This window comes from Microbacterium sp. CGR1 (assembly GCF_001266755.1).
In the GTDB taxonomy this organism is placed as follows: domain Bacteria; phylum Actinomycetota; class Actinomycetes; order Actinomycetales; family Microbacteriaceae; genus Microbacterium.
On record NZ_CP012299.1, the window covers coordinates 908,920 to 920,963 of the forward strand.

General features: G+C 68.0%; 10 protein-coding genes. 6 read left to right on the plus strand and 4 right to left on the minus strand.

Annotation, left to right across the window (positions count from 1 at the left end; translation table 11 throughout):
* Positions 1-73: 73 nt before the first annotated feature.
* A complete protein-coding gene (locus tag AKG07_RS04290) occupies positions 74-967 on the plus strand; it encodes a sulfurtransferase (protein ID WP_053096216.1) in 894 nt (297 codons plus the stop codon).
* Positions 968-986: 19 nt separating this feature from the next.
* Positions 987-1,418: a SufE family protein gene (locus AKG07_RS04295; RefSeq protein WP_053096218.1), complete on the plus strand. Its 432-nt coding sequence runs from the start codon at positions 987-989 to the stop codon at positions 1,416-1,418.
* Here AKG07_RS04295 and AKG07_RS04300 read toward each other — a convergent pair.
* Positions 1,402-2,556, minus strand: a complete 1,155-nt coding sequence (locus AKG07_RS04300) for an alpha/beta hydrolase family protein (protein WP_053096219.1) — start codon at positions 2,554-2,556, stop codon at positions 1,402-1,404. The genes AKG07_RS04295 and AKG07_RS04300 overlap by 17 nt on opposite strands.
* A gap of 25 nt (positions 2,557-2,581) precedes the next feature.
* Between AKG07_RS04300 and AKG07_RS04305 the strand changes: the two genes are divergently transcribed.
* The 4 genes from AKG07_RS04305 to AKG07_RS04320 all read left to right on the plus strand — a co-directional run bounded on the left by AKG07_RS04305 (position 2,582) and on the right by AKG07_RS04320 (position 7,793).
* Complete coding sequence (locus tag AKG07_RS04305; protein WP_053096221.1) at positions 2,582-3,163, plus strand: DUF3000 domain-containing protein; 582 nt, start codon at positions 2,582-2,584, stop codon at positions 3,161-3,163.
* Positions 3,156-4,349: a ribonuclease D gene (locus AKG07_RS04310; RefSeq protein ID WP_053096223.1), complete on the plus strand. Its 1,194-nt coding sequence runs from the start codon at positions 3,156-3,158 to the stop codon at positions 4,347-4,349. The genes AKG07_RS04305 and AKG07_RS04310 overlap by 8 nt, the downstream gene beginning before the upstream one ends.
* A 73-nt stretch (positions 4,350-4,422) precedes the next feature.
* A complete protein-coding gene (locus AKG07_RS04315) occupies positions 4,423-5,628 on the plus strand; it encodes a thiolase family protein (RefSeq protein WP_053096225.1) in 1,206 nt (401 codons plus the stop codon).
* A gap of 5 nt (positions 5,629-5,633) precedes the next feature.
* The gene (locus AKG07_RS04320; protein WP_053096227.1) at positions 5,634-7,793 is read left to right on the plus strand and encodes a 3-hydroxyacyl-CoA dehydrogenase NAD-binding domain-containing protein; all 2,160 of its coding nucleotides are present in this window, start codon (positions 5,634-5,636) and stop codon (positions 7,791-7,793) included.
* A gap of 46 nt (positions 7,794-7,839) precedes the next feature.
* On the opposite strand, the gene AKG07_RS04325 is transcribed toward AKG07_RS04320, so the two are convergent.
* From AKG07_RS04325 to AKG07_RS04335, 3 genes are read right to left on the minus strand one after another with little or no spacing between them, the layout of a single operon-like run.
* Positions 7,840-9,492, minus strand: a complete 1,653-nt coding sequence (locus AKG07_RS04325; RefSeq protein ID WP_053096229.1) for a GMC oxidoreductase — start codon at positions 9,490-9,492, stop codon at positions 7,840-7,842.
* Complete coding sequence (locus AKG07_RS04330; protein ID WP_053096231.1) at positions 9,489-10,400, minus strand: YegS/Rv2252/BmrU family lipid kinase; 912 nt, start codon at positions 10,398-10,400, stop codon at positions 9,489-9,491. Before AKG07_RS04330 ends, AKG07_RS04325 begins: the two co-directional genes overlap by 4 nt.
* Complete coding sequence (locus AKG07_RS04335) at positions 10,393-12,024, minus strand: FAD-binding oxidoreductase (RefSeq protein WP_233277322.1); 1,632 nt, start codon at positions 12,022-12,024, stop codon at positions 10,393-10,395. Before AKG07_RS04335 ends, AKG07_RS04330 begins: the two co-directional genes overlap by 8 nt.
* Between the last annotated feature and the right edge of the window lie 20 nt (positions 12,025-12,044).

Genomic DNA, 12,044 nt, shown 5'->3' on the forward strand with positions numbered 1-12,044 from the left:
TCGTCGAAGTATCGGCTCCACATTACGCCGTCGTCCCCTGCATCATCGCCGCTCACCGTCTGAGGAGATCCCTGTGGCCATCGAGTTCGACACCACTTCGTCAAAGTTCGCCGAGTACGCCGAGCCCGGCCGTCTCGTGAGCACCGAGTGGCTGGCCGAGCGCCTCGGCACACCGGGCCTGGTCGTCGTCGAATCCGATGAGGACGTGCTGCTGTACGAGACGGGCCACATCCCCGGCGCCGTGAAGGTCGACTGGCACACCGAGCTCAATGATCCTGTCGTGCGCGACTATGTCGACGGCGAGGGCTTCGCGAAGCTGCTCAGCACCAAGGGCATCTCCCGCGACGACACCGTCGTGATCTACGGCGACAAGAACAACTGGTGGGCCGCCTACGCGCTCTGGGTCTTCTCGCTGTTCGGCCACGAGGACGTTCGGCTGCTCGACGGCGGTCGCGATCGCTGGATCTCCGAGGGCCGCGAGATCACCCGTGACGCCCCGCAGATCACGCCGACGGAGTATCCCGTGGTCGAACGCGACGATTCGGAGATCCGCGCATACAAGGAGGATGTCCTCGCTCACATCGGCAGCCCGCTGATCGATGTGCGCTCTCCCGAGGAGTACAGCGGTGAGCGCACCACCGCACCGGCCTACCCCGAAGAGGGAGCCCTGCGCGCGGGGCACATCCCCACCGCCCAGAGCGTGCCGTGGGCGAAGGCCGTGGCCGAGGACGGCGGCTTCCGGTCGCGGGCCGAACTCGACGCGATCTATCGTGACGGGGCCGGACTCGCCGATGGCGACGAGGTCGTCGCGTACTGCCGCATCGGAGAGCGCTCGAGCCACACGTGGTTCGTCCTCAAGCACCTGCTCGGATTCGAGAACGTCCGCAACTACGACGGCTCGTGGACCGAGTGGGGCAGCGCGGTGCGGGTCCCGATCGTGACCGGCGCGGAGCCCGGATCCCTCTGATCGTGGGAGAATGACAGGGATGAGCACCACGCACGTTCCTGAGACCCTCGCCGAGATCCGCGACGGATTCCTCGAGACCCCCGAGGCGGATCGACTGCTGCTCCTGCTGGAGTACTCGGACGAGCTGCCGGAGGTCTCCGAAGAGGTCGCGAATCACCCCGAGATGTGCGAACGCGTCGCGGAATGCCAGTCACCGGTGTACATCTACGTCGAAGTCGCCGACGGGATCGTGACCATGCACGCCACCGCCCCGCCCGAGGCGCCGACCACGCGCGGATTCGCGAGCATCCTCGTGCAGGGCATCTCCGGCCTCACCCCTGACGAGGTTCTCGCGATCCCCGATGACTATCCGCAGTCGATCGGTCTCACCCGCGCGGTGTCGCCGCTGCGCATCGGCGGCATGACCGGCATGCTGATGCGCGCCAAGAAGCAGGTCATGCAGAAGCGCTGAACCCCTGCGTTGCGAGCCATCCGGTGATGGCATCGCTCCACCCTGCCTGGTCGTAGTTCCAGATCTTGGTGTGCCGGGCGACCGTGAAGCGGGGCATCGTGACCAGGTCGGGTCTGGCCTGCTCGAGTGCGTGCGATGCATCGGCGGGCACGAATCCGTCGTCGTCGCTGTGCAGGATGAGGATGGGCACCGACAGCTCGTCGGCGCGCGACACCATGTCCAGGCTGTCGAACGGGATCGCGTTCTCCGCGCCGCTGAGCCGCGCGGTGAACGGGACGGAAAGCGCGCCCATCGCGAGGTCCGGCAGCGGTGCGTGCATGCCGGACTCGCGCGCTTGGAATCGCAGCACGCTGCGCCAGTCGATCACCGGCGACTCGAGGATGAGACCGACGATGCGGTCGCGGTTGCCCGAGTTCAGGGCGGTCTGCATCGCGACCGCTCCGCCCATCGACCATCCCATCAGGATCACTCGATCGGCGCCGTGTCGGAGCGCATACGACACCGCCGCATCGACGTCGCGCCACTCCGAAGCCCCCAGAGCGTACGCACCGCTTCGGCTGCGCGGCGCCTCACCGTCGTTGCGGTACGAGACGACGAGGTTCGGGAAGCCCGCGGCATGCAGCACGGGGACGGCACGAAGGCACTCGGCTCGGGTGACCCCTCGTCCGTGGACCTGGATCACCCACGTCGAGGAGTCGGCCGGGAACAGCCAGGCGGGGCATGGCCCGGCCGGGGAACCGATGAGCACGTTCTGCGAGGGCAGGTGGAGCTCGCCGGGAGTGGAGTAGTACCAACCGCTGAACGCCGCGCTCCTGTCGACGCGGGCGCCCGGTTCGATCTGCGTCAGCAGCTTGCGCCTCACGGTGGTGGCATCAGCGCTCAGCACCGCGCCGAGCTTGACGTAGCCATACGTTCCCGAGGTGAAGAGTCCGTATCGACCCGGGAGCTCGGTGTCCCGCGTCCGGGTGAGCTCGATCGTCTGCGCCCCGGTGTCGACGGCGAGGATCTCGACGTTCGCCGGTCGCTTCGCCGGCATGACGACCCGACGGGCGACGCTGAAGACGAGCAGAGCCAGCGCCGTCCCCAGAGCGAGCAGAGCAGGGACAAGGAGTGCAACGGCGTGCCTGAGACTCTTCATCGCTTCCTGACTCTAGCCTGTTGCCGTGACCGCACACCCCGATGCCGGGACGATCTTCGACGCCGCCGTGGCTGAACTGCGCGACATCGCCTTCCGCTCAGACATCACCATCCGCGAGATAGCGACGCCGCAGGGCCTCGCTCCGCACGCCCTCGCCCTCTCCGCCGACGTCCGCCCGGACGACGGCGGAGAGTCGGCATACGGGACGGGACGTTTCGTTCTGCTGCATGATCCCGACAACCCGGCCGCATGGGACGGCGACTGGCGGATCGTGATCTTCGCCCAGGCGCCGCTCGAGACCGAGATCGGCACCGACCCCCTGCTCGCCGACGTCACGTGGTCCTGGCTCGTCGATGCACTCGACTCGAGAGGCGCCGGCTACCACTCCGCGTCGGGCACGTCGACCAAGACCCTGTCGAAGGGGTTCGGCGGACTCGCCGACGAAGGAGACGGCGCACAGATAGAGTTGAGGGCGTCCTGGACACCCGAGGGCCCCTTCACACCCCATGTCGAGGCCTGGGTCGAACTGGTCGGGATGCTGGCGGGTCTTCCGCCCGGTTCCGAGGGCATCGCCGTTATCGGCGCGCGAAAGGCAGCACGTGACTGAATACTCCGTGATCTCCGACGTCTCGGAGTTCCACGCGGCATGCGCCGCACTGGCCGCAGGAACCGGGCCTGTCGCCGTGGACGTCGAGAGGGCATCCGGATTCCGCTACTCCCAGCGCGCCTATCTCGTGCAGGTGTTCCGCCGCGACGCGGGGGTCTTCCTGTTCGACCCTCCCGCTCTCGGCGACTTCAGCCCTCTGCAGCAGGCCATCGGCGACGCCCTGTGGGTGTTCCACGCCGCCAGCCAGGATCTTCCGTCTCTGCGCGAACTCGATCTACTCCCCCACACGATCTTCGACACGGAGCTCGCATCGCGACTGCTGGGTCATGACCGAGTCGGACTCGCCGCGGTCGTCGAGAACACGCTCGGGATCACGCTCAAGAAGGAGCACTCCGCGGCGGACTGGTCGACCAGACCCCTTCCCGCTGCATGGCTCGAGTACGCGGCACTCGATGTGCTGCACCTCATCGACGTCTACGAGGCTCTGGAGGCGGAGCTCGAGGAGCAGGGGAAGACCGAGTACGCGGCCGAGGAGTTCGCCGCCACGCTCGCCCGACTGCCGAAGCCTCCTCGCGAAGACCCCTGGCGACGACTCAGCGGACTGCACCAGGTGCGCGGCGCGCGGAACCTCGCGGTCGCTCGCTCGCTGTGGCAGGCTCGCGAGAGCTTCGCCCAGGATCAGGACGTCTCTCCCGGCCGTCTGGTGCCGGACCGATCGCTCATCGCGGCCGTGCTGGCGAACCCGCAGAGCAAGCAGGCGCTCGCAGGGATCAAGGAGTTCCAGGGCCGAGCGAGCCGCACCCAGCTCGACCGCTGGTGGCAGGCGATGGTCGACGGACGTGCCACGGAGGAGCTTCCCCGGGAGCGGGTTCCCAGCGATACGCTGCCGCCGCCGCGAGCCTGGTCCGATCGCAATCCGGAGGCCGACGCGCGACTCAAAGCCGCCCGCCCGGTCGTCGAGGCCACGGCCGAGGAACTCGGGATGCCGACCGAGAACCTGCTCACCCCCGATCACCTGCGCCGTGTGGCGTGGGATGTACCGGGAACGACGCCCGAGGCCATCGGCGAGGCACTCGCCGCACTGGGTGCCCGCCCGTGGCAGATTGCACAGACTGCACAGAAGATCGCGGACGCCTTTGTAGAGGCGGCGCAAACCCCCGACGAGGCGTCCGCACCGGCTTCGTAGGTTCGATCCAACCGATTCCTCCCCGTTTCCGGCCCTCCATAGACTGAGGCCACCGCACAAACTTGGAGGCAGAGTGGCCGAGATCTCGGACGTCTTCTTCGTCGATGGAGTGCGCACCCCCTTCGGGCGCGCCGGCGAAAAAGGCATGTACTGGAACACCCGCGCTGATGACCTCGCCGTCAAGGCGACCATCGGCCTGATGGAGCGGAACGCAGCCGTTCCGGCCGACCGCATCGACGACGTCGCCATCGCCGCGACCAGCCAGACCGGAGACCAGGGCCTGACCCTCGGGCGCTCCGTGGCGATCCTCGCGGGACTCCCGCAGACGGTGCCCGGACTCGCCGTCGAGCGCATGTGCGCGGGAGCGATGACGAGCGTCACCACGATGGGAGCATCGATCGGGGTCGGCATGTACGACTTCGCGCTCGCCGGCGGGGTCGAGCACATGGGTCACCACCCGATCGGCGGCAACGCCGACCCCAACCCGCGATTCGTCGCGGAGCGCATGGTCGACCCCGGCGCTCTGAACATGGGTGTCACGGCCGAGCGCATCTTCGATCGCTTCCCGCACCTCACCAAGGAGCGCTCCGATCGATTCGGCATGCTCAGCCAGCACAAGGTGCAGGCGGCCTACGACGCGGGCAAGATCCAGCCGGATCTCGTGCCCGTCGCGACCAAGACCGCCGACGGCGCATGGGGCCTGGCGACGGAGGACGAAGGTCGTCGTCCGCAGACCACCATGGAGGACCTCGCGGCCCTCAAGACTCCTTTCCGCCCGCACGGCCGTGTGACCGCCGGAACCTCGTCGCCCCTCACAGACGGCGCCACGATGTCACTGCTCGCCGGAGGCGGCGCGGTCAAGGAGTTCGGTCTCGCGCCGAAGATGCGCATGGTCTCGTTCGCCTTCGCAGGCGTGCAGCCGGAGATCATGGGAATCGGCCCGATTCCCTCGACCGAGAAGGCCCTGAAGAAGGCCGGACTCACGATCGCCGACATCGGCCTGTTCGAGCTCAACGAAGCCTTCGCCATCCAGGTGATCTCGCTGCTCGACCACTTCGGCATCGCCGACGACGACCCCCGCGTCAACCAGTGGGGCGGCGCGATCGCGCTGGGCCACCCGCTCGCGGCATCCGGCGTGCGTCTGATGATCCAGCTCGCGGCGCAGTTCGCCGAGCGACCCGATGTGCGCTACGGCCTGACGGCCATGTGCGTCGGTCTCGGACAGGGCGGCTCGGTCATCTGGGAGAACCCGCACTTCGACGGCAAGAAGAGGAAGTAAGCCTGATGGCCCACTCGATTTCCGAGCAGTACGCGAACGTTGACTTCTCCCCCATCCAGGCGCTCACCGACGGCGAGGTGATCACGCACTCCCCCGTGCGTGACATCCGTCTCGCGTCGGGCAAGGTGCTCGCACTGATCACCCTCGACAACGGACGCGACCACACGCGTCCGAACACTCTGGGGCCGGCGACGCTCACCGCCCTCGGTGAGACGCTGGACGGCCTGGCCGCTCGTGCGTCAGCCGGCGAGATCCAGGCGGTCGGCATCACCGGCAAGCAGTACATCCTGGCCGCCGGCGCCGATCTCTCCGACATCAGCAAGGTCGGGTCGCGGGACAACGCTCGCCTGATCGCGCAGCTCGGCCACAAGGTGCTCGGAAAGTTCGGGGAGCTCGGCGTTCCGTCGTTCGCCTTCGTGAACGGACTCGCACTCGGAGGCGGACTCGAGATCGCACTCAACTCGACCTACCGCACGGTCGACGCCTCCGCCGCGGCGATCGCACTCCCCGAGGTCTTCCTCGGCATCATCCCCGGCTGGGGCGGCGCCTACCTGCTGCCCAACCTGATCGGGATCGAGAACGCCCTCGAGGTGGTCATCTCGAACCCGCTCAAGCAGAACCGGATGCTGAAGCCGCAGCAGGCGTTCGACCTCGGCATCGTCGACGCGATCTTCCCCGCCGCGAACTATCTCGAGAACTCGCTCGCGTGGGCGGACGCCGTGCTCGGCGGCAAGAAGGTCGAGCGCAGGAACGAGCCGGGCAAGATCGAGCGACTCACGAAGTGGCCGATCGCCATCAAGATGGCACGCGGCATGCTGGAATCGAAGATCGGCACCGTCCCGAAGTCGCCCTACTCCGCACTCGACCTGCTCGACAAGGCCAAGAGCGGCACCAAGGCGGAGGGCTTCGCCCGTGAGGATGAGGCGCTCGCCGAACTCGTCACGGGCGACCAGTTCGCAGCATCAATGTACGCCTTCGACCTCGTGCAGAAGCGTGCGAAGCGTCCGGTGGGAGCCCCCGACAAGGCACTTGCGAAGAAGGTCACGAAGGTCGGCATCATCGGCGCTGGTCTCATGGCGAGCCAGTTCGCCCTGCTCTTCGTGCGCAAGCTGCAGGTGCCGGTACTCATCACCGACCTCGATCAGGCGCGCGTCGACAAGGGCGTGGCCTACATCCACGAGGAGATCGGCAAGCTCGAGACCAAGGGCCGCCTGGATGCGGACTCCGCGAACAAGCTGCGCGCGCTCGTGACAGGGACGACCGACAAGAACCTTTATGCGGACTGCGACTTCGTCATCGAGGCCGTGTTCGAGGAGGTCGGCGTCAAGCAGCAGGTGTTCGGCGAGATCGAGAAGATCATCGGCGAGGACGCGATCCTGGCGACCAACACCTCCTCGCTCTCGGTCGAGGAGATCGGCGCGAAGCTCGCTCACCCCGAGCGCCTCGTCGGCTTCCACTTCTTCAACCCGGTGGCAGTGATGCCGCTGATCGAGATCGTCAAGACACCGACGACCTCGGAGGCGGCGCTCTCGACCGCGTTCGTCGTCGCGAAGAATCTCGGGAAGAACGCGGTCCTCACCGCCGACGCGCCGGGCTTCGTCGTGAACCGTCTGCTGGCCAAGGTCATGGGCGAAGCGGCTCGCGCGGTGTACGAGGGCACCCCGATCACGGATGTCGAGAAGGCCTTCGCGCCCCTCGGACTCCCGATGGGTCCCTTCCAGCTGATCGATCTCGTCGGATGGAAGGTCGCCGCCCACGTGCAGGACACGATGGCGCACGCGTTCCCCGATCGCTTCTACGCGAACGAGAACTTCCACGTTCTCGCGGAGCTCGACGGGGTCATCGAGAAGGACAAGGGCGGTCGTGTGACCGGCTGGACGAAGCAGGCCGAGAAGCTGCTGAAGCCCGCTGTGGGCAAGACGCCCGCGTCGGCCGAGACGATCCTGCAACGGGTGCAGGACGGCCTTGCGAGCGAGATCAAGATGATGCTCGACGAGGGCGTCGTACCCGAGGTCGAGGACATCGACCTGTGCCTGATCCTCGGCGCGGGCTGGCCCTTCATCGATGGTGGGGCTTCGCCCTACCTCGACCGCGAGGGCGCCTCGCAGCGCGCGTTCGGCGGAGAGTTCCACACTCCGCAGATCCGCGGCATCGAGCACCGCTGAGCTGAACCTCTGGGGGGCCGCCGTCCGGCGGCCCCCTTTTCCGTGTCTACGGTGCAGGACGCTCGTCGAGCTCACCGGAACGCGGCCAGAACGACATCGCTCTCTCAGCGAGCGCGGTGATCGTGAGCGACGGATTCACCCCGGGATTCGCGGGAACCGCTGCGCCGTCCATGACGTGCAGCCCCGGGTGACCCCACACCCGGTGGAAGGGGTCGACGACACCGGTCTCGGGCGCCCCAGAGATCACCGCTCCGCCGAGGAAGTGGGCGGTGAGCGGAATCCCGAAGATCTCGGGCCAGGATCCGCGAGGCTCGGCCCCGACCCCGCCGTCCTTCTCGACACGCGCGGCGATCGCCGAAGCCGCGCGATGAGCCTGCGGAAGATGACTGGGGTTCGGTGCGCCGTGCCCCTGCGCGCTCGTCATGACCATCCGCCCGAATCTGCGCCTGAACGACAGAGTGAGCGAATTGTCCAGGGTCTGCATCACGAGTGCGATGATGCCCCGTTCGCTCCAACGTCGGAGCGAGCCCAGGCGAAACTGACGGATCGGTGCGCGGACGACCTGGCCCAGCACACTCACGAGACGGCCTCCGAGACCTCGGTCGCCCGGCACCATCAGCGATGCGAGGGCCCCCATCAGGTTCGATCCCGGCCCGTACCGCACATTCTCGACGTGAGTGCTCTCGTCGATGTGGAACGAGGTCGTGATCGCGACACCGTGCGCGAGTTCGAGGGACGCCGGAACGGCGACGGCGACGGCACCGTCGAGAGCCTCGGAGTTGGTCCGCGTCAGGCGACCCACCGCATCGGAGACCCGTGGAAGGGCCCCGGACAGCTTCATCCGATGCAGCAGCTGTTGCGTGCCCCAGGTTCCCGCGGCGAGCACCACCTGACGCGCGCTCACGGTGCGACGGTCGCGCCGGAACCACGCTCCGCTGCGCTCCGTCGTCACGGCGAAGCCGCCGTCTGCCAGGGCGCGCACCTCGGTGACGGTGCGCAGCGCTTCGATGACGGCGCCTCTCCTCTCGGCCAGCGCCAGGTAGTTTTTCATGAGCGTGTTCTTCGCGCCGACGCGGCATCCGACCATGCAGTTGCCGCAGAGAGTGCATCCGGTGCGGTCCGGCCCCTCCCCACCGAAGAAGGGATCGGGCGTTCGAACTCCCGGCGCGCCGAACCAGACCCCGACCGGCGCGTGTCGGAATGTGCTTCCTACGCCGAGATCTTCGGCCGCTCCTGCCATGATGCGCTCGACGGGTCCGGAGTGCGGGTAGCGCTCGACCACCCCGAGCATCCGCTTCGCCGTCGCATAGTGCGGCGCCAGCTCCTCCTCCCAGTCTGCGAGAGCGCCCCACTGCGGATCCGCGAAGAACGCTCCGCCGGGCTGGTACAGCGTATTGGCATAGTTCAGAGACCCTCCGCCCACGCCCGCCCCGGCGAGGATCATCACGTGCGGCAGGCGATGGATGCGCTGGATGCCGAAACAGCCGAGCCTCGGTGCCCACAGATAGCGGCGCACGTCCCAGCTGGTCTTCGCGAAGTCCTCGTCCTCGAAGCGTCGGCCCGCCTCGTACACGCGGACACGGTAGCCCTTCTCCACGAGCCGCAACGCAGCGACCGATCCGCCGAACCCCGAGCCGATGACGACGACGTCCTCGTCGAAGTCCTGGGCGTGGTGCGGAGAAGCCGACCTGTGGTTCACGGTGTCCCTCCGGCACCTGAGGGGACGAGGACAGCCAGCGCGGAGCGCCGGATTCCGATCATGCACTCATCTTCGGCGATGCGCTCTCCGTCGGCGTAGACGACGAGTCCCGGCGCGCTCACTGTCACGGTACGAGCCTGGCGCCGCGTCACCTCCCGTCGAGCGAGATGCACTCCGCGCAGCAGGAGCGGGAACAGCCGCAGCAGGCGGAGCCGGGTCAGCGGCGCGACGTGCACGATGTCCAGCATCCCGTCGTCCGCGGCGGCGCCCACGCAGAGAGGCATGCCACCTCCGTAGCTCGGCGTATTGCCCACGGCGACGAGCGTTCCCGGCACGTGAACCGGCTCCGCGCCATCGAGGGAGACGGTGAAATCCATCGGCCGCAGTCGCACGAGCTCCACGACCAGCGCCAGGTAGTAGCGCAGCACGCCGCGCGGCCAGCGCAGCCGATTGGTCCGATCGCTCACCTTCGCATCGAACCCGAGGGCGGCGATCGTCAGGAACAGATCGACGCGGTCGGCGGCGCGGACTTCGCCGACATCGATCGTGCGCGGGATACCCGTCAGAGCGAGCTCGGCCGCAGCGACCGCGTCGCGACGCGGCAGGCCCAGGGCTCGAGCGAGGTCGTTGCCCGTGCCCGCAGGCACCAGGACCACCGGAACCCCCGCAGCGCAGACCACGTCGAGGATGCCGGACAGCGTGCCGTCTCCGCCCACCACGACGAGCACCCCCGGGCGCGCGTCGAGCGCCCGAGTCGCCAGGAGCCGACTCGATGCCGCCGACTCGCCTGTGTACGCCCGCACGTCCGCTCCTCGGGATCGCAGGTGCGCCACGGCGACCTCGGTCTCTCGGGCACCACGACCTTTTCCTGCGAACGGGTTCGACAGCACCGCGATGTGCTCAGCCACGTCCGCGCGACCGATCCGACGAGATGACCGCTCCCGGGTTGAGGATCCACGTCGGATCGAGCTCCCGCTTGATGGCCGCGAGGATTCGCACCCCCGTGTCTCCGATCTCCTGCTCCAGCCAGGCGGCATGATCACGACCGACCGCATGGTGATGGCTGATGGTACCGCCCGCCGCGAGCAGCGCATCGTTCACGCGTCGCTTGATCTGCGTCCAGGTGTCGAGCGGTTCGGATCGGAGGTTCGCGATCACCGTGAAATACAGCGAGGCTCCGGTGGGATAGACATGCGAGACGTGGCACATCACGTACGACCGGGCGCCGGCATCCTCGAATCCTGCGCGAAGAGCCGACGTGACCGCCGCTCTGAGGTGCAGCAGGTTCGACCAGGTGGTCGCCGTCTCGAGCGTCTCGCAGAACACTCCTGCATCCAGCAGCGAGTCGCGCAGATACGGACCGTCGAAGCGCCCGGAGAGCCACCCCTCTGCGGCGCCCTCACCCGACGAGATCCCACCGGCCGCCGCCAGGATCGCCGATGTGCGCCCCCGACGCTCGGCGATGTCGTCTCCCTCATAGACGGTGACGAGGCTCGCGCCCTTCGCGAGGGCCCGCCCGATCCGACCGACCTGGGCGAGGCTGACCGCCGTCTCGGCTTCATCCGACAGACGCAGCACTGTCGGGCCGCCACCGTGCTGCGTCACGCGGCGCAGTCCATCGACGCCCTGCGTGAAGTCCGCGAAGGTCCAGGCTTCGAAGAGGCGGTCACGCGGTACCGGATGAACGCGCACTCTCACTTCGGTGATGACGCCGAAGATGCCCTCCGACCCCAGGAAGACGCGGACGAGATCGGGCCCGGCTGAAGATCCCGGCGACCGTCCGAGCTCGATGTCGCCGGTCGGCGTCGCGACTCTCAGCCCGGTGACCATGGAGTCGAATCGCCCATGCCCTGCCGAGTTCTGACCTGACGAGCGTGCAGCGGCGAACCCTCCGATCGTGGCGTACCGGAAGCTCTGGGGGTAGTGACCGAGTTCGAACCCCTTGGCCGCGAGCAGAGCCTCAGCATCCGGCCCCGTCGTTCCGGCGGCGAGAATCGCTTCGCCGCTCGCCTCGTCGAAGTGGATGAGGCCCGAGAGCCGGCGCAGATCCAGGCTGACGACAGCGCGGTGCGTGCCGCGTTCGGGATCGAGAGCGCCCACCACGCTCGTCCCACCGCCGAACGGGATCACGGCTATCCTCCGGTCGACGCACGCCCGGAGCACCGCCGCGACCTCATCGTGGGTTCCCGGCAGCACCACCGCGTCAGGGGAAGTCTGCTGAGGTCTACGGCGCCGGAGAAGGTCCGGCGTCGAACGTCCCCCGGCATGGCGGATGCGCGTCTCGCTCGAGATGTCGATGTGCTCCGCGCCGACGACGGCGGCCAGTCCCTCGAGATCGTCCTCCTGGAGCGACGACGGCGCGAGCGCCACCTCGGCGAGTTCCACGGGCGTCGCGGGCCTGTGCACGCGACCGAGCAGCAACGGCAGCATCATCCGGACGGCGCGCGGCAGATCCGACGCCCTGGCGGGATCGCCCCAGCCGTTCCATCGCATCTCCGTCGTCACGGCAACCCTGCCGTTCTCTGAGCCCATGCGTTACAGTGTGACAGATC

Excerpts from the sequence above, each read along its gene's own strand:
- AKG07_RS04295 (WP_053096218.1), top strand. The coding sequence starts at position 987 with ATGAGCACCACGCACGTTCCTGAGACCCTCGCCGAGATCCGCGACGGA.
- AKG07_RS04300 (WP_053096219.1), bottom strand. The coding sequence starts at position 2,556 with ATGAAGAGTCTCAGGCACGCCGTTGCACTCCTTGTCCCTGCTCTGCTC.
- AKG07_RS04320 (WP_053096227.1), top strand. The coding sequence starts at position 5,634 with ATGGCCCACTCGATTTCCGAGCAGTACGCGAACGTTGACTTCTCCCCC.
- AKG07_RS04335 (WP_233277322.1), bottom strand. The coding sequence starts at position 12,024 with ATGGGCTCAGAGAACGGCAGGGTTGCCGTGACGACGGAGATGCGATGG.